17 protein-coding genes are annotated in these 24,289 nt (G+C 70.4%); 8 read left to right on the plus strand and 9 right to left on the minus strand.

All coding sequences use genetic code 11. The annotated features are described in order from the left end of the window. The first annotated feature begins 64 nt into the window (after window positions 1-64). The 5 genes from recC to ACFQ2D_RS05170 all read left to right on the plus strand — a co-directional run bounded on the left by recC (window position 65) and on the right by ACFQ2D_RS05170 (window position 12,066). On the plus strand, window positions 65-3,445 hold the full coding sequence (gene recC / locus ACFQ2D_RS05150) for an exodeoxyribonuclease V subunit gamma (RefSeq protein WP_280943611.1): 3,381 nt from the start codon (window positions 65-67) through the stop codon (window positions 3,443-3,445). Further along, window positions 3,442-7,140, plus strand: coding sequence for a UvrD-helicase domain-containing protein (locus ACFQ2D_RS05155; protein WP_280943610.1), 3,699 nt, complete (start codon window positions 3,442-3,444; stop codon window positions 7,138-7,140). Before recC ends, ACFQ2D_RS05155 begins: the two co-directional genes overlap by 4 nt. A gap of 301 nt (window positions 7,141-7,441) precedes the next feature. Further along, complete coding sequence (gene recD, locus ACFQ2D_RS05160; protein WP_280943609.1) at window positions 7,442-9,370, plus strand: exodeoxyribonuclease V subunit alpha; 1,929 nt, start codon at window positions 7,442-7,444, stop codon at window positions 9,368-9,370. A 384-nt stretch (window positions 9,371-9,754) separates the two neighbouring features. Beyond that, complete coding sequence (locus tag ACFQ2D_RS05165; RefSeq protein ID WP_280943608.1) at window positions 9,755-10,816, plus strand: DUF4238 domain-containing protein; 1,062 nt, start codon at window positions 9,755-9,757, stop codon at window positions 10,814-10,816. Between the two features lie 338 nt (window positions 10,817-11,154). Further along, the gene (locus tag ACFQ2D_RS05170; protein WP_280943607.1) at window positions 11,155-12,066 is read left to right on the plus strand and encodes a bifunctional GNAT family N-acetyltransferase/nucleoside diphosphate kinase regulator; all 912 of its coding nucleotides are present in this window, start codon (window positions 11,155-11,157) and stop codon (window positions 12,064-12,066) included. A gap of 121 nt (window positions 12,067-12,187) precedes the next feature. On the opposite strand, the gene ACFQ2D_RS05175 is transcribed toward ACFQ2D_RS05170, so the two are convergent. Together ACFQ2D_RS05175 and ACFQ2D_RS05180 are read right to left on the minus strand one after the other, a co-directional pair. Continuing rightward, entirely contained in the window at window positions 12,188-14,062 is a 1,875-nt protein-coding gene (locus ACFQ2D_RS05175; protein ID WP_280943606.1) for a DEAD/DEAH box helicase, read from the minus strand. Window positions 14,063-14,273: 211 nt separating this feature from the next. Then, window positions 14,274-14,852, minus strand: a complete 579-nt coding sequence (locus ACFQ2D_RS05180; protein WP_386795557.1) for an excalibur calcium-binding domain-containing protein — start codon at window positions 14,850-14,852, stop codon at window positions 14,274-14,276. A gap of 16 nt (window positions 14,853-14,868) precedes the next feature. Between ACFQ2D_RS05180 and ACFQ2D_RS05185 the strand changes: the two genes are divergently transcribed. Both ACFQ2D_RS05185 and ACFQ2D_RS05190 read left to right on the plus strand, forming a co-directional pair. Then, complete coding sequence (locus ACFQ2D_RS05185) at window positions 14,869-15,255, plus strand: YciI family protein (RefSeq protein WP_280943605.1); 387 nt, start codon at window positions 14,869-14,871, stop codon at window positions 15,253-15,255. Between the two features lie 314 nt (window positions 15,256-15,569). Further along, window positions 15,570-15,962: an EF-hand domain-containing protein gene (locus ACFQ2D_RS05190; protein WP_280943604.1), complete on the plus strand. Its 393-nt coding sequence runs from the start codon at window positions 15,570-15,572 to the stop codon at window positions 15,960-15,962. Window positions 15,963-16,350: 388 nt separating this feature from the next. Here ACFQ2D_RS05190 and ACFQ2D_RS05195 read toward each other — a convergent pair whose 3' ends face one another. The 6 genes from ACFQ2D_RS05195 to ACFQ2D_RS05220 all read right to left on the minus strand — a co-directional run bounded on the left by ACFQ2D_RS05195 (window position 16,351) and on the right by ACFQ2D_RS05220 (window position 20,765). Next, the gene (locus ACFQ2D_RS05195) at window positions 16,351-16,902 is read right to left on the minus strand and encodes an SRPBCC family protein (protein ID WP_280943603.1); all 552 of its coding nucleotides are present in this window, start codon (window positions 16,900-16,902) and stop codon (window positions 16,351-16,353) included. Next, a complete protein-coding gene (locus tag ACFQ2D_RS05200; RefSeq protein WP_280943602.1) occupies window positions 16,895-17,275 on the minus strand; it encodes an ArsR/SmtB family transcription factor in 381 nt (126 codons plus the stop codon). Before ACFQ2D_RS05200 ends, ACFQ2D_RS05195 begins: the two co-directional genes overlap by 8 nt. 191 nt (window positions 17,276-17,466) lie before the next feature. Beyond that, on the minus strand, window positions 17,467-17,928 hold the full coding sequence (locus ACFQ2D_RS05205; protein WP_280943601.1) for an RES family NAD+ phosphorylase: 462 nt from the start codon (window positions 17,926-17,928) through the stop codon (window positions 17,467-17,469). Between the two features lie 2 nt (window positions 17,929-17,930). Further along, window positions 17,931-18,476: a type II RES/Xre toxin-antitoxin system antitoxin gene (gene parS, locus ACFQ2D_RS05210; protein ID WP_280943600.1), complete on the minus strand. Its 546-nt coding sequence runs from the start codon at window positions 18,474-18,476 to the stop codon at window positions 17,931-17,933. 137 nt (window positions 18,477-18,613) lie between these two features. Next, window positions 18,614-20,275, minus strand: a complete 1,662-nt coding sequence (locus ACFQ2D_RS05215; protein ID WP_280943599.1) for a hypothetical protein — start codon at window positions 20,273-20,275, stop codon at window positions 18,614-18,616. Between the two features lie 25 nt (window positions 20,276-20,300). Next, window positions 20,301-20,765: a hypothetical protein gene (locus ACFQ2D_RS05220; RefSeq protein WP_386795558.1), complete on the minus strand. Its 465-nt coding sequence runs from the start codon at window positions 20,763-20,765 to the stop codon at window positions 20,301-20,303. A 261-nt stretch (window positions 20,766-21,026) separates the two neighbouring features. Here ACFQ2D_RS05220 and ACFQ2D_RS05225 point away from each other — a divergent pair, with 261 nt between their 5' ends. Beyond that, window positions 21,027-21,944: an AEC family transporter gene (locus ACFQ2D_RS05225; protein ID WP_280943597.1), complete on the plus strand. Its 918-nt coding sequence runs from the start codon at window positions 21,027-21,029 to the stop codon at window positions 21,942-21,944. Between the two features lie 188 nt (window positions 21,945-22,132). Here ACFQ2D_RS05225 and dcp read toward each other — a convergent pair whose 3' ends face one another. Then, entirely contained in the window at window positions 22,133-24,286 is a 2,154-nt protein-coding gene (dcp, locus tag ACFQ2D_RS05230; RefSeq protein WP_280943596.1) for a peptidyl-dipeptidase Dcp, read from the minus strand. Window positions 24,287-24,289: the final 3 nt, after the last annotated feature.

The raw sequence follows: 24,289 nt of genomic DNA on the forward strand, positions 1-24,289 counted from the left end.
CCCCGGTGCCCGGCCCGGCCGCGTCTCAAGGGCCGCGACGGCTTGCTGCACAATGCCCGGGCCCATGCAGACCCGCGCCCGGACCGACTTCCGCCTCTACCACTCCAACGCCCTGGACGTGCTGGCGGGGCTGCTGGCCGCCGAGCTGCGCACGCCGGTCCCCGGCCAGGGCTTGCTGGAGCCGGACGTGGTGCTGATCCCGCAGGTCGCGATGCGCCGCTGGCTGCAGGCCACGCTCGCCGCCGAGCACGGCGTCGCGGCCAACATCGAGTTCCTCACCCCGGGCGAGTTCGTCGGACGCGCGCTGGCCGCCAATCCGCCGGCCGGCGTCGAGCCGGGTGTGGTACGCGACGAACTCGACGCGGTGGCGCTGCGCTGGCACCTGTACGCGGCGCTGACCGACCGCGCGGTGCTGGCCGAGCCGGCGCTGGCGGCGATCGCGGCGCATGTCGCCGGCGACGACCCGCTGCGCGCCTGGTCGCTGGCGGGCGAGCTGGCCGGCGTGTTCGAGAAATACCAGGCCTGGCGCCGCGACTGGCTGCTGCGCTGGGAGGCCGGGGCAGATCCTGCCGATCCGCAGGCCATCCTCTGGCGCCGTGTCGCCCAGGGCCGGCTGCATCGCGCGCGCCGCATCCAGCAGTACCTCGACCGCCACGGCGCGGCCGACGGCCCGCTGCCCGCCGGCCTGCCGGCGCGGCTCTCGGCCTTCGCCACGCTCAACGTCTCGCCTGACGTGCTGCGCGTGATCGCCACCCAGGCGCGGGTCGGCACCCTGCATTTCTTCGTGCCCTCGCCGGCCCGCGACTACTGGGGCGACCTGCAGCGCTGGCGCCAGGGCGGCACCGGGGCGTCCATGGCGCTCGAGGCGGAGAACCCGCTGCTGCAGCGCTGGGGCGCGGCCGGCGTCGACTTCATGCGCATGATCGGCGGCTACGAGGTGGTCCATGCCTCGGCCGAGTTCGAGGTGCATGCCGATCCGGGCGAAGGTGGCGGCGCGCTGCACGGCAGCCTGCTGCGCCGCCTGCAGTCCGACCTCTACCATCGCCGCGGCGCGCCGGGCTGGCCGCTGCGCGAGGCGGTCGACCCCGCCGATCCCAGCCTGCAGCTGCATGCCTGCCACACCCGCCTGCGCGAACTGCAGGTGCTGCACGACCAGCTGCGCGGCCTGTTCGACGACCCGCGTTTCGACCCGCCGCTGCAGCCGCGCGAGGTCGCGGTGCTGGCGCCGGACATCGATCCCTACCTGCCCTACCTCGAAGCGGTGTTCGGCAGCCGCGCGCAGGAGGACGCGATTCCCTATGCGCTCGCCGACGCCAGCCCGCTGGCCGGCGAACCGCTGGCCGAAGTGTTCCTGCGCCTGCTGGCGCTGCCGGTCTCGCGCTTCGGCCTGCACGAGACACTGGACCTGCTCGCCAGCCCGCCGCTGGCCGAGGCCAACCGCCTCGAGGCGGCCGATATCGACCGCCTGCAGCTGTGGCTCTCCGCGGCCGGCGCGCGCTGGGGCATCGATGCCGCGCATCGACGCCGCTTCGATGCGCCGGAGGACGATGCCTATACCTGGGCCTTCGCGCTCGACCGCCTGCTGCTCGGCCACGCCAGCGGCAGCGACGCGCCGATCCCGACCGCCTCGGGCGTGCTGGTCGCGCCGATGCCGGAACTCGAAGGCGGGGCGCTCGACGCGCTCGACACCCTCGTGCGCCTGCTGCGGGTGCTGGCCCACAACGCGCGCGCGCTGGGCGAGTCGCTGCCGCCGTCCGCCTGGCGCGAGCGCCTGCTCGGCCTGCTCGACGCGCTGCTGCCGCGCCCGCCGTCGAATCCCGCCACCGGGCGCGCGCTCGACCGGCTGCGTTCGCTGGTCGACGACTTCGCCAACGGCGCCACCCGCGCCGGTTTCGACGCGCCGGTCCCGGCCGAGGCGGTGCGCGCGCACTTCGCCGCCGTGCTGGGCGAGGCCGATACACGCGCGCCGCTGCTCACCGGCGGCGTCAGCATCGGGCGCATGGTGCCGATGCGCCTGCTGCCGTTCCGCGTGATCTGCGTGCTCGGCATGAACGACGGCGACTTTCCGCGCCGCGATCCGGCCGCTGGCCTCAACCGCCTGACCGCGGAACTCGGCGGCGATGCGCGCCGCATCGGCGACCGCTCCACCCGCGAGGACGACCGCTTCCTGTTCCTGCAGCTGCTGGCCGCGGCGCAGGACGTGTTCTACGTCAGCTGGCAGGGTGCGGATCCGCGCGACGGCAGCGCGCGCGAACCCTCGGTGCTGGTGTCCGAACTGCTCGACGTGGCGCGTGCGCAACACGGGCCCGGCGTCGAAGCCTCGGACCTCGTGGTCCAGCATCCGCTGCAGCCGTTCTCGCCCGCGGCCTTCGGCGCCGGCGGCGAGCCGCGCCGCTTCTCCTACCGCGAGCACTGGCGCGTTGCCGCCGCCGGTTCCACCGCGAAGCGCGTGGCGCTGCCGCCCTGGTTCGACGGCGAGGCACTGGATCCGCTGGAGGAAGAGCCTGCGCTGTCGATCGACGCGCTGCGCCGCTTCCTGCTGCGCCCGGCCGAGCAGCTGCTGGCGCGGATGGGCCTGCGCCTGCCCGAGGTCGAGGCGCGCGGCGAGGACATCGAGCCCTTGGCCGCACCCGCCGGCGGGCTGGAGCGCGCCCGCCTGCAGCGCGCGGTGTTCGACGCGCTGCTGCGCGGCGAGCGGCCCGCCGCCATCCATGCCGACCTGCGCGCACGCGGGCTGCTGCCGTCCGGACCGCTGGGCCATCGCGTGCTGGCGGCACAGCAGGCGCAGCTGGCGCCCTATGTCGTCGCGTTCTCCGGCTGGCGCAGTGACGCCGCGCCGACCTCGCTGCCCGCGGAAGCGCTGATCGACGGCGTGCGCGTGTACGGCAAGCTCGACGACGCCTATCCGCATGGCCTTGCGCGCCTGCGCTTCGGCAAGCCCAACGGCCCGGCCGCGATCCGCAACGGCCTCGACTGGCTGCTGGCGTGTGCGGCTGGCCTCGACCTGCCCATGGCGGAATTCCACCAGGGCGACGACGACCGGTTGGGCCCGCACGCGCGTCCGGTGCTGTCGCCCGAAGACGCGCAGCGCGCGCTGCGGCAGCTGCTGCAGCTGCGCGCGCGCGGCCTGCGCGAGCCGCTGCCGTTCGCGCCCTACAGCAGCTGGGAGCTGTTCCTGCACGGCGACACCTTCGATCGCGCGGTGCGCCTGGCCGCGGAGAAATGGCGCGGCAACGGCCGCGGATTCGCCGAGGCCGAGGCGCCGGCCCTGCGCCTGGCGCTGCGCGGCCGTGACCCCTTCGCCGACGACGAGGCCCTGCTGCGCTTCGCCGACGTCGCGCTCACCGTGTTCTCCGCCCTGCAGCTCGGCAAGGTCTACGGCGGCGTCGATGCCGGCGCGCTGGCCGGCCTGGCCGCTGCCGTCGATGCGGAGGGCGGCGCATGAGCACGGCGCAGGACGCCTACCTGTCGCTGCCGCTCGAGGGCGTGCGCGCCATCGAGGCCTCGGCCGGCACCGGCAAGACCTTCACCCTCGCCACCCTGGTCGTGCGCCTGGTGCTGGAGCGGAACATCAGCATCGGCCAGATCCTGGCGGTCACCTTCACCGAGGCGGCCACCCAGGAACTGCGCGCGCGCGTCCGCCGTCGCCTGCTGCTGGCAGCGGAGATCGCGGCCGAAACCGCGGTGCCCGGCGCGGAGGACGAATCGCCGGAAGCGGCGCTCACGCGCGGGCTGATCGAAGCGCATCTGTCCAGCGGCGGCGAAGCGCGTCCCGCGCTGCAGCGCCGCCTGCGTGCGGCGGCCGACGGCATCGACCTCGCCGCGATCTTCACCATCCACGGCTTCTGCGCGCGGGTGCTGCGCGAGCACGCGCTGGAAAGCGGCCAGGGCTTCGACGCCCCCGAACTGCTGGCCAACGATGGCGCGCTGCGCGAAGCCATCGCCGCCGACCTCTGGCGTGCGCATGCCACCGATGCCGCCGCGGTCGATGCGCTGGCCGGGCTCTGGCCCGATGGGCCGGAAGCCCTGGCGCGCGACCTGCCGCCGCTGGTGCGCGAAAGCGTGCTGCTGCCCGAGCCCGCACCCGCGCTCCCCGATCCCACGCCCATGCTGCAGGCCGCGGCGCAGGGCCTGGTCGACGCCGGCCGCATGCATGGCGACAGCTTCCGCGACGAACTGCTGCGCGCGGTCGAGGGCAAGGTGCTGCATGGCGGCAGCTACAAGGCGGAGTGGATCGCGGACCTGTTCGAGGCGCTCAAGGCCTGGTGCGCGTCGGGCGATACGCAGCAGCCCTTCTCGCACCAGAAGCTCGCGCAGCTGCATCGCGAGACCCTGCGCGCGCGCACCAGCAAGTCCGGCCAGGGCCGCACGCCCGATTCACCGCTGTGCGGCGCGGTCGAGGAATACGCCGGCGCGCTGGCGGCGATGGGCGACTACCGCGAGGCGCAGCAGGTCGCCCTGCTGCACCGCCTGCGCGGGGACGCGCGCCGCCGCCTCGCCCTGCACAAGCGCGAGCTGCGGGTGCAGACCTACGACGACCTGATCGACCGCGTCGCCGACGCGCTCGAAGGCGACCAGGCCGACGCCCTGGTGCAGCGCCTGCGCGCGCAGTACCGCATCGCCCTGGTCGACGAGTTCCAGGACACCGATCCGCGCCAGTGGCGGATCTTCGACCGGGTCTTCGGCGCCGGCAGCGGCGATCCGGCGCTGTTCGTGATCGGAGATCCCAAGCAGGCGATCTACGGTTTCCGCGGCGGCGATGTCGAGACCTATCTCGCCGCGCGCGCCACGGCCGAGGCCGCGCCGCCGCTCTCGCAGAACTTCCGTTCGCGGCCCTCGGTGCTGCGCGCGATCGACGCGCTCTACGCCAATGCCGGCGAGGCGGCCTTCGTCGATCGCCGCATCGCCTTCCATCGCGTTGCGCCGGGCGGGAAGCGAGACGACGCCGACTACCTGCGCGACGGCGTCCCCGCGCCGGCGCTGGTCCTGTGGCGCGCACCGGCGCCGCCGCCCGATCGCAACGGCAGGCAGAAGCCATGGAGCGCGACGCGTTCGCGCGAGCTCGCCACCGACGCCTGCGTCGCCGCCATCCACGCGGTCCTGGTCGATGCGCGTGCCGGCAGGGCGCTGGTCGACGGCCGTCCGGTGCGTCCGGGAGACATCGCGGTGCTGGTGCGCAAGCACCACGAGGCCACGCGCATCCGCGAGGCGCTGGCGGCGGTCGGCATTCCCGCGGTCTCGGCCGGCAAGCAGAGCCTGTTCGCCACCGCCGAGGCGCATGAGCTGTACGCCCTGCTGCAGGCGCTGCTGCATGGCGCCGACGATGGCCGCCTGCGCACCGCGCTGGCCACGGTCCTGGTCGGCGAGGACGCGCAACGCATCGCCGCGCTCGACGAGGCCGGCGACGCGCTGCGCCAGTGGCGGATGCAGGCGCTGGCCTGGCGCGAACGCCTGCGCCGCGGCGGGCCGCTGGCCCTGGTGGGCGAGCTGTGCGCCACGCAGGCGCCGCGCCTGCTCGGCCTGTTCGATGGCGAACGCCGGCTCACCAACTACCTGCAGCTGGCCGAGCAGCTGCAGGAAGCGCAGCGCAGCACGCTGGGACTGCATGGCCTGGTGGACTGGCTGGAACGCATGATCGCCGAGGCCGATGCCGACGACGAGGCGCAGCTGCTGCGCCTGGAGTCGGATGCGCACCGCGTGCAGGTGGTCACCCTGCACAAGAGCAAGGGCCTCGAATACCCGCTGGTGTTCCTGCCCTATGTCGGCATCGGCGGCAAGACGCCGGATCCCGGACGGCGCGTGGTGGTGCACGCCGGCGAAGGGCGCGTGCTGCAGTGGAAGCTGCAGGCGGCCACCAGCGGCTGGGACGAAGCGGCCGCGCGCTGGAAGCTGGCGCAGGACGCCGAGGACGCGCGCCTGCTCTACGTCGGCCTCACCCGCGCGCGCGACGCGCTGTGGCTGGCCGGCGGCCCGTTCTACAACCACGGCCAGTCGCCGCTGGCGCCGATGCTGCGCAACTTCGAGGCGCTGGCCGATGCCGCGCCCGGCGAGATCGTGCTCGGCACCGCGGCGCCGCCCGCGCGCCTGCCCTGGCTGGCGCCGGAGCAGGAAGGCGAGGTGCCGCCCGCGCGCAGCGCCATCCGCCACCTGGCCAGCGACTGGTGGGTCTACAGCTTCACCCAGCTCGCCAATGCCGATGCCGGGCAGGATCCGTCCAGCGCCGCGACCCAGCCCGCCGCCGGTGGGCGCGACGAGCCGGCCGGCGAGGCCGAGGACGTGGCGCCGGTGGCCGACGAGGCCGATCCGCGCTTCGGCGGCACCCGCTTCGGCGTGGTACTGCACGATGTCTTCGAGCACACCGACTTCCAGGCCTGGCGCGACTGGCGTCCCGGCGACGCCGCGCCGGCGAGCGAGCGCCAGCACCTGCTCGACGCCCTGGGCCGCGGCGGATACGCGGCCGGCGACATGGAGGCAGGCGCAGCCTTCCTCGCCGCCCTGGTCGGCCACACCCTCACCGTCGCCCTGCCGGAAGGCATCGCGCTGGCCGGACTGCCGCCCGGACGCCGGCGCCCGGAAATCGAATTCCAGTTCGCGCTCGCGCCCACCCGCGTCGATGCGCTGCTGTCGCTGCTGCACCGGCACGGCCTGGTGCGCGGCCGCCAAGCCTTCGGCGCGCGCCGCCGCCTCGAGGGCCTGATGACCGGCCTGATCGACCTCACCTACCAGCACGATGGCCGCTGGTACGTGCTCGACTACAAGTCCAACCGCCTGCCCGGCTACGGACCGGCGCAGCTGTCGGAGGCGATGGAGCACAGCGAATACACGCTGCAGGCGCTGATCTACACCGTGGCCCTGCACCGCTGGCTGCGCTTCCGGCTTGGTGCGGGCTACGACTACGCGCGTGACTTCGGCGGCGTGCGCTACCTGTTCTGCCGCGGCATCGACGCCACGCGCGCGGATTCGCCCGGCGTGCAGGCCTGGACCTTCGCGCCCGCGCTGGTGCATGCGGTCGATGCGCTGTTCGCGGGCGAAGCGCACCCCGACATCGCCGACGCTTTCGCTCCCTCCCCGGTCCACGGGGGAGGAGGGCAGGGGTCGGCGTCCCCGCAGCCGCCTGGCCAAGCGGAGTCCTCCGCATGACCTTGCCCGACACCCTCTGGCGCGGCGGCCAGTCCCGCCCCCTCGACGCGTCCACCCCCTCCCCCGCTGGCGGGGGAGGGTTGGGGTGGGGGCGCGTCCCGGTCGCCGCGATCAATGACGCCACGTGGGAACCTGCCCCCATCCCAAGCTTCCCCCGCAGGCGGGGGAAGGCGCCGGCGGCGGGGTGCTTCCCGGCTTTCGCTCGCATGCGGAAGCCGCCGCTCGAAGCCACCTTCCGCGCGCGCGCGGGAAGGTCGGACCCGGGACATCCACAGCAGTCTGGCCAGGCGGAGCCCCCCGCATGAGCCTGCTCGAACAGCTCCGCCGCGACGGTGCCCTGCGCACCCTCGACCATGCCTTCGCCCACAGCCTGCGCCGGCTCGATCCGGACACGCCCGATGCCGTGCTGGTCGCCGCCGCCCTGGCCGCGCACGCGGTCTCCGCCGGCCATGCCGGGCTCGACCTCGCCGCACCCGGGCTGTTGGTCGATGCCGACGCCGACTGGCCCGCGCCCGACGCCTGGGAGCGCGCGCTGTCGGCCTCGCCCTGGGTCGACCAGCCCGGCCACGGCGACGACCCGGCGCGCGCCGATGCACCACTGGTGCTCGAACGCGGCCTGCTCTACCTGCGCCGCTACCGCGAATACGAGCGTGCGCTGGCGCTGGGCCTGCGGCGCATCGCCGCGCATCCGCCACCGGCCGCCGACGTGGCGGCGCTGGCGCCGCTGTTCGCGCAGCTGTTTCCCGGCGCCGTGCCCGCGCAGCTGGAAGAAGGCGCTTCGCGCGACCTGTTCGCCGCCGCGCCGCAGGCAAGCAGCGAGCACGCGCCGGACCACCAGGCCCGCGCCGCCGCGCTGGCGCTGCGCCACAGCCTGCTGCTGGTCACCGGCGGCCCCGGCACCGGCAAGACCACCACCATCACCCGCCTGCTGGTGCTGTTGGCCGCGCAGGCGGCGCAGTCCGGCGCGCCCGCGCCGCGCATCGCGCTGGCGGCGCCCACGGGCCGCGCCGCCGAGCGCATGGCCGAGAGCGTGCGCAATGCGCTGGCGAAACTGGAAGTGGCCGGCATCGACCCCGCGCTGTGCGCCGCGCTGCCCGCCAGCGGCAGCACCCTGCACCGCCTGCTCGGCACCCTGCCGGACTCGCCGCGCTTCCGCCACGACGCGGCCAATCCGCTCGAATACGACGTGGTCGTGGTCGACGAGGCCTCGATGATCGACCTGCCGCTGATGGCCAAGCTGGTCGACGCCGTCGCCGACGGCACCCGCCTGGTCCTGCTCGGCGATCCCGACCAGCTGCCCTCGGTCGAAGCCGGCGACGTGCTGGCCGCGATCCTGCGCGCCGCCGGCCCCGGCGACGCGCTCGATGCCGAAGAGGGCCGAGCGATGGCGCCGCTGCTGGGGACGCCCGCGTCCCCGACCGGGGCCGCCAGCACCCAGTCCGCGTTCGGCGGACGCCGCGTCCACCTCGTCCGCGGCTACCGCCAGTCCGACAGGCTGGAACTCGCGCCGCTGGCCAAAGCGGTGCGCGAAGGCGATGGCGACCAGGCGCTGTCGCTGCTGCGCGCGGGGCGCTTGTCGAACGTGCATTACGAGGACGGGGGCGACCCGCTGCAGGCGCATCGCGAGCGCCTGCTCGGCCACTGGCAGGCCCTGGCCGAAGCCGACACTCCTGCCGCCGCGCTCGCCGAGGCCACGCGCTTGCGCATCCTCACCGCAGTGCGCGAAGGCCCGCAGGGCGCGCGCACGCTCAACGCGCGGATCGAAGCGCTGCTGCGCGGCCGCCTCGACGCCTCGCCGCGCAGCCGCGGAGGCCCGGCGCAGGAGGGCTTCCACGGCCGCCTGGTCCTGGTCACCGAGAACAGCTATCGCCACCGCCTGTTCAATGGCGACATCGGCATCTGCCTGCAGGACGGCGACGGCCACCTCGTGGCCTGGTTCCCCGGCGACACGCCCGGCAATCCGCGCGCCTTCCATCCCGCCACCCTGCCGGCGCACGACAGCGCCTTCGCCATGACCGTGCACAAGGCGCAGGGCTCGGAGTTCGACGCGGTCTGGCTGCTGCTGCCCGTGCGCGACAACCGGGTGCTCTCGCGCGAGCTGGTCTACACCGGACTGACCCGCGCCAGGAACGAGCTGCACCTGGTCGCGAGTGAGCCGGTACTGCGCCAGGCACTGTCGCGGCACGTGCGGCGTGTATCGGGACTGGCGTGGAGACTGGGCGCGGACTAGCGCTTCGCGCGGATTCGCAGGCGCGCCCGGGCCGCCGCCTACGCGTGGTGCTCCGGCCCAATCGCCATCCCCACGCAGGCGCATCCCGATGCCGGTCCGCCCGCGCACCCGCATCCGCGGCCTCCGGCCGGCGACCTTCTGGCGACATGGCGCTCCTAACCTGGAACTTCCATTGCGATCAATGAGTTCGGGCATCGGGATGTGGACAATGCCCGCGCTTGGCGCCTTCGTGGAATCGAATGGAACACGTTTCGGTCGCACAAGCGCGCGTGGGACGAGCGCGATCGCAGGGTGGGACGACCTGTCCTCTATATCCGTGACCTGTTGCCGCTCTGAGGAGGAGTACTTCTCTTTAGAACATCTGTGACAGGCTACCCTTCGATAATGGCCGGCCGCCAACACCACTACTTGCCTCAGTTCATTCAGCGTCCATTCGCCTATCGCCGACAGGGTAAGGAGTTCTATGTCCACGCCCATCATCGCACTCGCGGCCGATTCACTCCTAACACCCGTGGCCTAGGCAAGGAACTGGATTTTTACGGCGGGCCTGATGACACGAGCTTAGATGACGCCATCACCCGGGGGGAGGGTGAATTGGCAGAGACAGTGCAGGCCGTAAATCAAGGTGCCGATGTGGCTCCCGTGGACATCGCCATCCTCATCTGTGCCTTGGCTTTCCGCACAAAGGCCATGCGCGAGGCGTTAATCGGGTTGTTTCCTGCGCTGCTTTCTGCGTTCCGCGTCCGTCTGCTCGACATCACACGCCCGCGCCAGGATCTTGTGGCCAGCCTGACCAACTCGACGGAAAGGAAGCGACTCATCTACGAGCAGATCGATAAACGCTTCGGCCCGCTGCCCCGCGAGCAGCGCGCCAAGATCTATGGCGCGCTGCTTCCGCGGTGGAAGACCCATGTAGCTGATCAACAAGACAAGCTGGTCGCCGACGCTTGGCAACTGGCGTACACAGTGTTGGCAAGGGCTCGCGCAGAGGCCGACACTATTGCTGATGGCGCCTACCTTGCAGCTCTGGCGAAGGATCCGGAGATGCACATCCGCGCAAGACGCATGGCTGCTGAGATGGTGTTTGAGTTACTTGATGCCCCGTCAGGTGAATTCTTCATCTTAGGTGACTGCGGCCCCGCTGCAGTTTTCTCCGACGGAAAACCTAGGTTGGCGCTCACCGCATTTGACAACAATGTTGAGGTGAATATGGTGTTCCTGCCATCTTCTCCCGTGCGCTGCATTGTCGGCCGCCGACCCGGAGTCGCGACGCACTTTAGCGTTACAGACATCAATCGTGTCAGCGCAGGACTGTCCTTGGAATTCTTTGTCAGCAACCGCGACGCAGGTGAGGATCTGGATGAGTTGCGGGCATTAATCGGCTCCCTAGTTCCCATTGACACGGAGGAAGACATAATCCGGGCATTGAGTCAGCTGGAAGACTGAAACGTAAGTCGAGTGTTTCAGCCAATAGTCCGCTTCCGGCCGGAGGCGGCCATCCGGGTTGACTGGAATGGATTCCTGGACTTGTATCGCTGGACCAGTAGCGGCGGATTTCGACCTGGCGCGATCAGCCACCCGAATCGCCGGGGCCACGGTCCGGTAGCGGTGCCATTCAAAGCACGCTGCATCCTGCTGGAGGAAGCCTGCACGCGACGCCGGCACGGCCGAGCAGGGGATCGGATGACTGCATCCGCACGCCGGGCTAACATCCATGTGTCGAAAGAACCGTCATGGCGGCGCCAGGAAGGGCTTTCATTCTTGCTGCCAGGATGAGGGTGGAGATGAACGGGCCTTTCGTTTCGCTGTGTTCGGAAATCACGCGGACAGACGCGCTTGCGCTGATGGACTGGCTGGAAGACGAGTGCGTCACCCGCTACCTGAGCGACTCGCGTCATGTCTCACGGTTCATCGAGCAGGTCCTCGGTCGGGTCCGGTTGCCGATCCTGACCCCCCTGTTCAACCAGGGCGGCCGGTTCTTCATGGCCTACGACCGGCATGATGCGCGGGTGGGCTTCGTGCGCCTGGTCAGGACCGGGGCGGATTGCGAGATGGTTCTGGTCATCGGCAATCGCAACGACTGGGGTCGCCGACTCGGGGCCGCCGCCATCCGCGAAGCGATGAAGCTCGCCTTCCTGGACATGCGGGCCGAGAGGCTCATCGCCAGGATCCACCCGGACAACGTGCGTTCGCTGAAAGCCTTCGAGCGCTGCGGGTTCCTGCCGGACAGCCACACGCCTGCCCTGACGTCCTACGCCTTGACCTCGGCGCGCTACCGCCAGCGCCTGCGCGGAAGCCCCGCTAGCCATGGCGCCGGTATCCAGATCACCGAGATCGACAAGGACCGGCTCGGCCGTCTGCTTGCATTCGTGCAGGACCCGGCAGCGTTCGAGTTGGAACACGAGATCGAGCGCGCCATCGTGGTCGACCCGGGAGAGGTACCGGGTGATGTGGTCACGATGAACTCCAGGGCTTTGCTGCAACTGGATGACGAGACCTTGGAGGTGACCCTGGTCTATCCGGAGGACGCGGACTGCAGGGCCGGGAAGCTGTCGGTGTGCTCGGGCATCGGCACCGCCATCCTCGGTTACCGGGCGGGCGATGCGCTCGACTGGCGGATGCCGGACAGGACTCGCCATATCCGGATCGAAAAGGTGCTTTACCAGCCCGAAGCCACAGGCCATTTCCACCTCTAGCCTGCGCGCCGCCGCCTTCGGGCGTCAGAGTGCACTTTCTGAGCACGTCACCATGCCCACAGGCAGGCATTGCTGCGTTGAGGCAAAGCGGTAAGAGACTTTCCAGGGCCGACCAAGATCCTTACGCCGCGAGCCGCCGCGAAACGCCCTCCACCACGCTGCGGATCTGCTCCACCGTCGCGCCGTCTCCATGGTGCGACATCTCCAGCTGCCGCAGCGCGCGGGTCATGGCGACATAGAGCACGCGCACCTGCTGTCGCTTGCGGTCCACGTCATCGCTCGGGGCCGCCAACTCGCAGATCCCTGGAATGAACACGGTATCGAACTCCAGTCCCTTGCTGGAGTGCATGGTCATCACCTTGACCGAGGCTGGCCCGTTGAACATGGCGCGCCGCTGGTCGTCCGAGGCCAGCAATACGGGCAAGCCTCGCTTCTGCAGTTGCGCGGCGATCAATCCGGACAGCCGGTTGGAATGGCATAGCACGGCGAAGTCGTTGGGATTGGCACCGTTGTCGATCGCGTCCCGGATCCGGGCGGCGATGAAATCGGCTTCGGCCCAGATGTTGCGCGCCCGCCGCAGCTCGGGCATCGGGCCGCGGCGGCCGGCGCTCTCGGGCGCAATGACCGGCACGTGGTCGTCATCGGCGTCCTGTCCGGTCAGCACCTCCTCGGCGAAGGCCTTGGCGACCGCCAGTACTTCCAGGGTGTTGCGGTAGTTCAGACGCAGGATGGTGGTGCGGCCCTGGGCCTGGATTCCGACGCTGGCGAAGGAGAACTTCCGCTGGGTGCTGCTGCCGTACAGTGTCTGAGCATCGTCGTAGAGCAACAGCAGCGCGTTCGTCTCGGGGTCCACCATCTGCGCGACGAGCCGCAGCCATTCCGGTGCGAAGTCGTGGCCTTCGTCGATCAGAACCGCTCCGTACTGTCCGCGCGGAATGGCCTTGGACTCTACTCCGTCGATCACCGCCTGCACCAGCTTCTGCCAGTACGCGCCATCGCCCTTCTGAAAGGCGGGCTTGCGCAGCCCGTAAGTCTTGAGCTGTTCGCCACACCACTCATGGAAGTTGCGCACGGCCACCCGGTCCTGCACACCGTGGCCGTGCATCAGATGCTCGAGGCGGCTGGCCAGTGTCTTGTTGTAGCAGAGCACCAGCACCGGCTTGTGCTGCCGGCGGGCGAGCTCGACGCAGCGGTAGCCCAGGATCATCGTCTTGCCGGAGCCGGCCACACCGTGGATCACGCGGTGCCCGTCGCCCAGCGAGCGCGCCAACTGCTCCTGCTGCAGGTCCATCACCCGGATGATGTCCGGGATCTCGACTGGTGCGGCCTCAGACTGGCTTGGCGCCGACAACAGGTCGCCTTGCACCTGGATGCGCAGCTGCGGAAACAGATGCCAACGCACGCGCTCGATCTGCGGCAGGCCGAGCAGGCAGGGAAAGGGCATCAGGAACATGTCCCAGAGCCGCTTCTGGAACTCTTCCGCGTCCACTCCTTCGGTCATCTCGTCGCGGCAGATCACGCTGCCCGGCGGCAGGAAGTGCTCCAGTTCCATCTGATCGAACTGGTTGCGGGTGATGTTGGCCAGCACCACGCCGAAGCCCCAGGGCATCAGCAGCTTGCCCGCGCGCTTGTCGCCGGGTGGGTGGCAGAGGGCCGGATCGTCCTGCAGCAGGCGCACGATCTCCATCGCGTAGTCCCGCGCCTGCCGCAACGGGTTGGCCTGGGTCACGCGGCCGCGTTCGGTGTTGAGGATGGCCCGGTCCCGGTCCAGCTCGGCCAGCGTATCCGGCTTCCAGTCCTTGACCTCCAGGACCAGAAAACCCCGGGAGGGATGCAGAACGACAAAGTCCGGATGCCGGTAGTGCGGCCCGACCGGCACGTCGTACCAACAGAGATAGTCATCGTCGAGCTTGTCGTCCAGTCGGGAAGAAAAGCGGCGTTCTCCCGACGTCATGCGTGGCAGGCAGGTGCTGCGGCTTGGAATCAGCGTGGCCATTGGATCCCCCGATCCCTGGGTCACTGGAGGTGAAGCTACCGCAGAAGGCGGAAGCCGTCGAACAGGAGCGAATCCCGCTCAAGGAACCCCACCTCCGAACGACTGTAGCGAGACGTACTAGAGACGGTCGGACTGGTGGGTGCAGGCCGTCGCAAGCGTCGTGACCGTCCCCGTCAGGTCCGGACCTGCATTGCCGTTTGGGCCTCCCACACTATCTTCCCCGATACGGTTCGCAGCCTATCCCGTCGTTGTCGCGATCCAGGTGGGGTCCGTAACCCGGATCTCCACGGTGGACGGGAGCCGCGCCTGCCGCCCTTGCCTCGGCACAGTTGGCGAAGGCGCGGCCTGCCGGGGCAGGCGCCGGGGAGACCCGCGAAGGCGTAAGCGAAGCGGGGGCAAGGTTTTGGCGTCTGGGTGCAGGAGCGGGAGCTCCGCGGTGGCAGTGGTAATCGCCGGTCTTGCGGTTGGTGTGGCAGCCCTCCGCATTGAGGCCGCCGCCATGTGACCAGGCGGCGTTCGCGCCGGCCAGGGCGGCGAGCAGGAGGACACGTCGCGCAGTGGAATGGTCCATAGCCCTCTTCCAGTTGGTCAGTGTCGACCGGCCTGCAGGATCCATGCCAGATCGTACGGGGCGATCTTGAAGCTTGCTCTTCCGCGATGGGTCCGTCGCATGCAAGGCGCGTGCAATGCATCGAACGGGGGGCGAAGAATGACAGCAGGGGGCCGCTACGTTCTCGCCCATCCCTGTTAGCGACGCGGGATGTCGAATCCCGGCATCCTCATTCGTCATTACGGCGAATACCCTGTTGGAGCCCCCCTTCGTGAAATACCTCGGCCTGGCCTACTACAGCCCCGACAAGTTCGCCGCGATGACGCCGGAGGCGGTCGATGCCCTGGTCAGCCAGTGCCCGGCGCTCGACGAGAAGATGCGCGCCACCGGCAAGGTGCTGGTGTCCGCGTCGCTCGGCGAGCCCGACACGTGGACGACGCTGCGGCCGCGCGCGGGCAAGGCCCAGGTCAGCGATGGTCCCTACACCGAATCCAGGGAGCTGGTGGGTGGCCTGTTCGTCATCGAGGCGGACAACCACGACGAGGCGTTGCGCCTCGCCTCCATGCATCCGGCCGCCACGCTGGGCGAGGAAGGGGGCTGGGCAGTCGAGCTCATCCCGATCGGCTTCTACCTCGGCGATTGAGGCGCGGCGAAAAATGGGGTTGGCTTGGATTCAACCTGGACCAACAAGCGACAGCGGCAGCGTGCCGAGCGCCCTCACCGTGTCGCGCCAGCACGCGACAGGTCATGCGCAGCAAGATTATTCCCGTCGCTGCGTCGCCCCTCACCGCGCAGCTGCCGGGCACAGGCGCGCGGCGGTGGCTTCGTAAGGCGAGCGTGATGGCGAGCGGGTGGCGTCACCACGCCCGGCAAAGACCGCCCGTGGTGTGCTGGATTGGCGGCGGGCTGCTTGGCCGACGCCGATTTCCCTCGTTGTACCGCCCGGGAGGACCACCCATGAAGTCGACAGGCACGCTTGCCGTGGCCGCGTTGGCCACGGCCATGGCGTTCGGCACCGCGCTCGCGCAGGACACCACGCCGCCCACCAGCCAGACCCCCGTGACCGAGCCGCCGCCCAACGAGGAGGCCACGCGGCCGACCCGGCACGACGCCACCGGCGCGACGCACGGGCCCGAGCACGGGATGAAGGAAAAGCCGGACTATGCCGAACTCGACGCCCGCGGCGACGGGCAGGTGGCCCGCGCCGACTTGGTGGCGCATCCTAAGCTGCAGGAGAAGTTCGCGGACATCGACACCGGCGGCGACGGCACGATCTCCCGCAGCGAATACGACGCCTGGAAGGCGCGGAAGCAGGACAAGGCCCGCGACGGCGATCCGCCGCAGCCCTGACCGCGCGCCAAGTCGCAGGACAGCCGCGCCCCTGGAGCGCCCCGACAAACGGCGCTCTCTCTTCCCGGTGGTAACGTCCGGCGCGCGGAGGGTCTGGCGAAGGCCGACGAACGGCGCTGCTCCTGTGTGCCGAGCGGCGCGCTGACAACTACTGGCAGCCTCCGATCACGAAGCAGACGGCTTGTGTCCGCAACGCTGGCCATACCCCGTCCGTCACCATGTAAGGAACGCGCTCGGCTCCGCTGCCGAGCGTGCACCTTGAGCGACTGGCGTCATCGGTACGACTCCGCGTAGACCGCAATCGCAGTTTGTTTGTTACGTAAGCCGGGCGCGATGTCGGGGGTGTCCCGCCAGCTCCGTTGTCGCGCGATGCGGACCGACGTTCCGCTCAGCGGTCGCCAGCGCCCTCCGGCAAAATCTCCGCCATCCGTGCTTCCGCCTGCGCATGCAGCGCCCAGAAATCCTCCACGCCGTCGCCGCGGATGCGCCGCTCCAGCACCGCCAGGTGCGAATGCCAGCCGCCGCCGAAGTTCATCGCGTCGCTGCGGCCGCGCAGGCCGGTGTGGGTCAGCAGCAGGCGCGTCGTGCCGTTGCCGGCGTCGGCGAGTTCGAAGGTGACTTCGCCGGCCTCGCCGTTCTCCCAGGTGAAGGCGAGCACGTGGGGCGGTTCGCAGCGGGTGATGCGTTCGCTCCAGCTGTGGCCGACGTAGGGGCGGTAGCGCTCGGGCGTGGGCACGTCGCGGTCGGACAGGCGGTCGTGGTCCATGGTCAGGCCGATGCTGCCGCCTACCCGGGCGTCGGTGGGTCCGGCCATGAACCAGCGCGCGCGCAGCTCCGGGTCCACCAGGTACTGCCAGACCTTGTCCACGGGCGCGTCCAGCAGCCGCTCGAAGCGCAGCATGGCGAAGGTGGCCTGGTCGGTGTGCAGGGTGTCAGCCATGGGTGTTCTCCTTGCGGGGTTGGCGAGGATTGCGGGGTGGGCGGGGGGGTGGCGCGGTGTCGTCCTTCAGCGCCTGCTCGAGGGCGTCGAGGCGGGTGGTCCAGAACTGCTGCCACTGGCCCAGCCAGTCGCTGGCGTCCTTCAGCCGCTCGGGCCTGATCCGGCACAGGTGCTGGCGGCCCACCTTGTAGCGGTCGATCAGCCCGGCCTCGGCCAGCACCGCGACGTGCTTGGAGGCGCCCGCGAGGCTCATCCGGTGCGGCGCGGCCAGTTCGCCGATGGATTTCTCGCCCAGCATCAGGTCGGCCAGCATCCCGCGGCGGGTGGGGTTGGCCAGCGCGGTGAAGGTGCGATCGAGGTGTTGGTCAACCATGAGGTTGAGTGTTGCGCGGCGCCGGTCGATTGTCAACCTTCTGGTTGAGCATTCGGTTGGGCGCGCGCGACCGTGCGGGACTACTCCTTCCACACCGGTCCCCACGCGAAGAGTGACCTTATGAGCACTGACCCGGCGTTCGGGCCGTCGTAGCGCGATCGATCCACACGGCCGGGGCCGCGCTTGGGCCCCTAGCCGAACAGCCTCGAATCCGGCGCCAGGTCGATGTTGCCCGCCTCGATCACCCGCGCGATGTCCGCATGCCGTGGATTGATGAGCACGTTGGATTCGCCAGGCACGATCGCGCTGGGCACGCGCAGCGCCAGGTGCGCGCCGGCGCGGACGAAGTCGTCGCCCACGCGGCGGACCGCCTGGCTGTAGGGCAGCCGGTCCCAGCCCGGGGGCCAGCGCGCCGGTTCCAGGGCGTGGACGCAGGCGTCCGGGAGCTCGTAGGACAGCAGCCGCAGGTTGGCCGGCACGTCGTGGATGGTGTTCACGTGCACCAGCATCTCCAGCAGCGCCAGCGAGTGGGAGCCGGCCGTGTACACCAGGTGCACGCCCTTGGAATTCCACCGCCCCGGGTAGCTGGCGGCGCCGATCCCGGTCAGCGCGGTCGCGACATGCTCCGCCCGGCAGATCCGGTAGACGCGCATGCTCAGGCGAAGATGCCGTGCTCGATCCGCCCCAGCTCCTCTTCCACGTCCTGCGTGCCGGCGTCGGTGGCCAGCAGGTCGAGGGGCGTCGCGCCGAGGATGGGATGCTCGGTGGACAGCCAGCGCGAGGACTTGTCGGGGCTGCCGAACACGCGCTCGGCCTCGCTGGCGATGCGGGCGATGCGCAGGATGCGGTCGGACTCGCTGGGGCTCAGCGTCTGGTCGAGCTGCTGGCGGCGGTGGAAGGTCCGCGGCGGAATCGCCGAGACATGCAGCACCCGCTCCGCCGGCACCGCCAGGCGCCTGGCGAGCACGTCCACCGCACGGTTGCGGATCTGGGGGGCGTAGCGGACAACCCGGCCGTCCCTGTCCGGCTCGATGGCGGCGGCGCCCCGCGCGGCACGCCGGCTGGCCAGGTCCGCGACGCCGCGCTTCGTAGCCTTGCGGCGGTCGGCTGCGGCCGACCCGGGCGCCTTCTTCCCGCCCGCGCCCGGTGTCGCGTCCCGCTCGCCCAGGTACTCAAGCACTTTCTCCATGGACTCGGACATGTGCACCTCCTGCCACCTGGCAAACAGATTACGCCAAATGGCAGGACAATGCGTGAACGCTCGAAGCGGCGTGGCGTACGCGCATAAACGACCGGCCGCGACCTGGGGCATTTCCGGCAGACGTAGGCGAGCGCTGCTCAGGTGAGACCGACGCCATGGCAAGCAGGGTCGGCCTGGACAGGGGCCGGGCCCGCCGGCCCCTCGGCCTCGCCCTCCCGGCGGTGGGTTGGGGCCCGCTCGACTTCGTGGCCGGCGGCGTGCTGTCCGGCCAGCAGCTGGTCTCCGTATCGAATGAACGCGGCGCCCTGGGCAGAGTCCGCGAACTCCAGGGAAACGCGGCTGGCCGCCGCCCTGTCGCCGGCGGCCACGGCGGCGAGCAGACGGTTGAGGTACGGGTTCTCGAACGTCGTCTCCGCCGGATTGTCAGGCGTCCGCCCCGGAGCGCGGGCGGCGCTGGAATCGATCCTGGCCTCGCGAACTTCCGGACCGGCTCCCGACCCCGGCCGAACCCGCAACGCATTCGCGCCCATTTCTTGCCCGTCCGCCGCGCGACTGGCCACATCAGGAAGGGCGGCCGCGTCCCCACCCAGGTTGCGTCCCCTGGGATCAACCCGCAGCAAGGTCGTGCGTCGGCCGCCCTCGTCGATCATCAGCCCGATCGTTCCGTCGTCATGGCGCACGCGCGTCAGGTGGTCCGGATCGATGCTGCGCCACTGCCCGGCGATAAAGGCCTGGCCCTGGCCGTTGCGGTTCCAGTGCACGAAATCGTTGCCCGAGACGTAGAAGCCCGCCTGCCGGCTGCCGTTGGCCTGCGCTTGCGGATTGCCTTCGGCCAGCGCTCCGCCCCGATCGAGCGCGGCGATGAGGCGGCGGGACGCCTCGGGCGTGAGGAACAGGGACCGCACCGTGTCGTATTCGAAGCGCAGGTGGGGATTTGCCGCGTTCGGCCGGTGTGCAGCTACCGGCCCCACCAGCGGATCGGCGGACACATTGGCCCATGCCCGGGCCAGCGGGTTGTCGGCGCTGGCCCCGCGCAGCGCGTTGAGGACGGCGATGCCGCGCAAGGTATTGTCGGCGCCGCTCTGCAGGTAGTCCGGGTTGCCGTTCGGCTGGTCGGGCAGCAGGCCGTCGATAGCGGCTTTCACCGCCTCCGAGGATGCAAGCGTTCCCGCTTCGACCCGTTCGAGCAACCCAGGCCAGCGGGATTGCCCGGCCTGGTTCTGCAGTTTCATGAACATGCCCGCCAGCTCGGCCTGCTCGTCGCCGGTGGCGTTGCGATACAGTTCGGTCGCCAGCAGGCGTTCCAGCGCCGTGTCGCGGTTGCCACGGACGCCATCCATCGCGGTCACGCTGTCGACGTGCGCGCAATCCAGCGCATGGACGAAGCCTTGCCCGTCTTCGGACGCCAGGAACCGGTTGATGCCGGAGCGGTCGATGTCGACCGCACGGGCAGCGCGCATCTCGCGACCGGTTCGCTGCAGGGATGTGCGTACGCTGTCGTAGTCGTCAGGCCCGAGCACCAGCGCGGCGCGATCGGGCTGCGTTGCCGCCCAGGCCTGATAGCGGTCCAGCAGCTCGCGGGCCATGGCGGGGTGCTGGCCCAGGTCGACCTGCATCGTGCCGAACGAGTAGCCGCTGTTGGCCACCGGCTCCATGCGACCGCCGGCCCCGACGCTGCCGGCAAAGCTCAGGCGGTAGGCGAGGTCGCGTCCCGCGATGCTGCCTTCCGAGGTCACGCCCACGGCGAAGTAGGCGGCCGCGCGCAACTCGCTCGCGGTCAGGGGATTGGGGTTGGTCATGATCCATGTCCCTATGGCTCATCTTTCACAGGGGGCTCGACAGACACTCCTGCACCCACGGTGCCGCCAGCAATCTGTCCCATTCGCCTTGCGATGCGTGCGCGGCCTGATAGTCGGCGAAGCACTCGCCTCCTGCGCCCACCAGGTCCCCGAGCTTGCCGTCGCACAGCAGCAGCGGCTTGTCGATGCGCTGCCATCCGTCGCTGCATTCGGTATCGGTTTCCGCACCGGGACGACCGCAGACATGCGTGCGCCGAGCCTGCGTCGGAGATGTTGCGCGCGACACGAGCCGACCGTCGTAGGCCTGCCCCGACGCGAGATAGGACCAGATTCCGCAGATCCGCTCGCCGCGCTGCACCAGCAGGTAGCGGCTGCACTCCTCGGGCGAGGGCGCGCCCTCGCACGACTCCCATGCCCCCGAAAAGGGTCCGCCCACCAATGCATCGGGCGCCCCGGGCTGCATCGAGGCTGCGACCGGCGTCGTGTCCACGCCCGCAGGCGCCACAGTCCCGCGGTCATGCGCGGTGCGGGGGCCCGCGCACGCGACGAGACCGAGCAACGCCACCATCCCTAGTGCACGCATCCGGAATCCCTCCTGATCAGTGGCCTACCCTACAACAGGCAAGGGGACGGGGACAGGCGGCCGCCCTGGCGCAGCGAAGCCTTGCGGGGGCGGGCCGGTCCAGTGGCGCCGAGGATGGTCGCACCGCCGCGGCCCTATCATGGAGCCCCCACGTCACCGCGCCACTGCATGGCCTTCGATGCCTTCGCCCTGATGCTGGCCATGCTGGCGCTGGGCATGCTGTTCGCGCGCCTGCGGGTGTTCCCCGACGGCGCCGCGGACACGCTCAACCTGGTCGTGCTGTACGTCTGCCTGCCGGCGGCGGTGCTGATCCACGTGCCGCGGCTGCGCTTCGATCCCGACCTGCTGGGCCTGGTGCTGGTGCCATGGCTGCTGGCCGCCGCCAGCTGGGCGCTGCTGCGCCTGCTGGCGCCGCGCCTGCGGCTGCGTCGAGACGAGCTGGGCGCGCTGCTGATGTGCACCATGCTGGGCAATACCAGCTTCATCGGTTATCCGATGATCCAGGCGCTGCTCGGCGCGCAGGCGCTGCCGCATGCGGTGGTCTACGACCAGTTCGGCACCTTCGTCATGCTCTCCACGCTCGGCCTGCTGGTGCTGGCGCGCTACGGCGGCGAGCATCCGCCGACCGCGCGCGGGATCGGCCTGCGGATCGTGCGCTTCCCGCCGATGTGGGCGCTCGCCTTCGGCCTCACCCTGATGCCCGAGCATCCGCCGGCGTGGATCGCCTCGGCGCTCGAGCGGCTGTCCGGGGTGATGCTGATGCTGGTGATGCTGGCGGTCGGCCTGACCGCGCAGCTGCGCCTGCCGCGCGACGAGGTCGGCCCGCTGGCGCTGGGCCTCGGACTGAAACTGGTGCTCCTGCCTGCACTGGCGCTGGGCCTGGCGCTGGCATTCGGCCTGGAAGGCGGCATGCGCCAGGTCGCGGTGCTGGAATCGGCGATGCCGACGATGGTCACTGCCGCGGCGCTCGCCATCTCGCACCGCATGGCGCCCCGCCTGGCGGCCGCCCTGGTCGGCTATGGCATCGTGCTGGCGCTCGCCACCCTGCCGGCGTGGAACTTCGTGCTGCAGCGGATGCAGGGCTGATGCCGCCGAGGGGCGGATCCTGCGCCGTGCGCTGCGACGCGCCCCGTGCGGCCATTCGCACCGGCGCGATGCGGTGAGTCCGCATCGGTGCCTGTTCCTGCCGCGCGATCGGCCCACTGGATGTCGCGGCTCATCCAAGGAAGGGGCCCGGGCAAGCGGGCCTTCTTCTCCGGTGGCGATACGCGTCGCTACTTCAGACCGCGATGCTCCAGCAGCGGCTCCACGCTGGGATCCTGGCCGCGGAACGCGCGGTAGGCCTCGGCCAGGTCGCGCGAGTGGCCGATCGAGAGGATCTTCTCGCGGAACACCTGGCCGTTCTCGCGGGTCAGCCCACCGTTCTCGCGGAACCACTGGAAGGCATCGTGGTCGAGCACTTCCGCGCCGAAGTAGGCGTAGTAGCCGGCCGCGTAGCCGCCGCCCCAGATGTGGCTGAAATAGCTGCTGCGGTAGCGCGGCGGCACGGCCACCAGGTCCACCTTGTACTTCGCCAGCGCCTCGCGCTCGAACGCCTCGGCGTCCTTCTTCGCATCGTCCGCCGGCAGCGTGTGCCAGGCCATGTCGAGCAGGGCAGCCGACAGGTATTCGGTGGTCGCATAGCCCTGGTTGAAGGTGCGGGCGCGCACGATCTTGTCGACGAGCTCCTGCGGCATCGGCTCGCCGGTCTGGTAGTGCTTGGCGTAGTTGGCGAACACCTTGGGATCCAGCGCCCAGTGCTCGTTGAACTGCGAGGGGAACTCGACGAAGTCGCGCGGCACGTTGGTCCCGGCCACGCTCGGATAGCTGGTCTTCGAGAAGATGCCGTGCAGGGCGTGGCCGAACTCGTGGAACAGGGTGGTCGCGTCGTCCCAGCTCAGCAGCGCCGGCTGGCCGGCGGCGGGCTTGGTGAAGTTCTCGACGTTGTAGATCACCGGGATGTCGCCGGTGAGCGCGTTCTGCTCGACGAAGTTGCCCATCCAGGCGCCGCCCTGCTTGCTGTCGCGCTGGAACGGGTCGAGGTAGAACAGCGCCAGCTGGGTGCCGTCGGCGTCGAAGATGTCGAACACGCGCACGTCGGGGTGGTAGACCGGCAGGTCGGTGCGCTCCTTGGCGGTGATGCCGTAGAGCTGTTCGGCGGCGTAGAACACGCCGTCCTTGAGCACGCGGTCGAGTTCGAAATAGGGCTTGATCGCCTCGGCGTCGAGGTCGAACTCCGCCTTGCGCACCTGTTCGGCGTAGAAATCCCAGTCGGCCGCACCGGCCTCGAAGCCGCCGCCCTGGGCGTCGACCACGGACTGGATCTTGGCCAGTTCGGCGCGCGCGCGCGCGGTCGCGGCGGGCACGGTATCGGTGAGCAGCTTGAGCGCGACTTCCGGCGTGCCGGCCATCTGGTCGGCCAGGCTGTAGGCGGCGTAGTTCTCATAGCCCAGCAGCTGCGCCTTGCGCGCGCGCAGCTCGGCCAGGCGCTGCAGGGTGGCGCGGGTGTCGTTGGCGTCGCCCTTCTGCGCGCGTTCGAGCGAGGCGGCCATCACCTGCTGGCGCAGGTCGCGGTCCTTGAGCGAGGCGAGCACTGGCTGCTGGGTGGTGTTCTGCAGCACCAGCATCCACTTGCCGTCACGGCCGGCATCCTTCGCGGCAGCCGCGGCCGCGGCGATGCTGGCCTCGTCCAGGCCGTCGAGCTTCGCGACGTCGTCGACCAGCACGCCGCCGGCCTTGGTCGCGGCCAGCAGCTTGTTGGAGAACGCGGTGGTGAGCGAGGACTCCTCGCTGTTGAGCTTGCGCAGTTCGGCCTGGCGCTCGGCGTCGAGCTGGGCGCCGGCGCGCACGAAGCTGTCGTAGGTGCGTTCGACCAGGAAGGCCTGTTCGGGAGTGAGGTCCAGGCCCGCGCGCTGGTCATGGAGCGCCTTCACCCGGGCGAACAGTTTCGGATCGAGGTGGATCGCATCCGAGTGTTCGGCCAGCTTCGGCGCCAGCGCTTCCTCGGCCGCCTGCAGCGCCGCGTTGGTGTGCGCGGAGGTCATGGCGAAGAAGATCGAGGCCGCGCGCGTGAGCAGGGCGCCGCTGCGCTCCAGCGCCTCGATGGTGTTGGCAAAGGTCGGTGGCTCGGCGCTGTCGGCGATCTGGCGTACCTCTGCCAGGTGCTGGCGCATGCCTTCCTCGATCGCCGGCTGGTAGTGGGCGTCCTGGATGCGGTCGAATACCGGGGCCTGGAAGGGGAGCGTGCTGGCGGCGAGCAGGGGATTCTCGGCCTGGCTGGGCGTGGCGGCAGCGGAGGAAGCGTCGGGCATGGTCGGTTCGGTCGGGGTGCGGTCGCATGCGCCCAGGGCGAGCGCGATGGCGGAAGACAGCAGCAGGGTACGCAACATGGA

Source organism: Luteimonas composti, from assembly GCF_042678665.1.
GTDB lineage: Bacteria > Pseudomonadota > Gammaproteobacteria > Xanthomonadales > Xanthomonadaceae > Luteimonas > Luteimonas composti.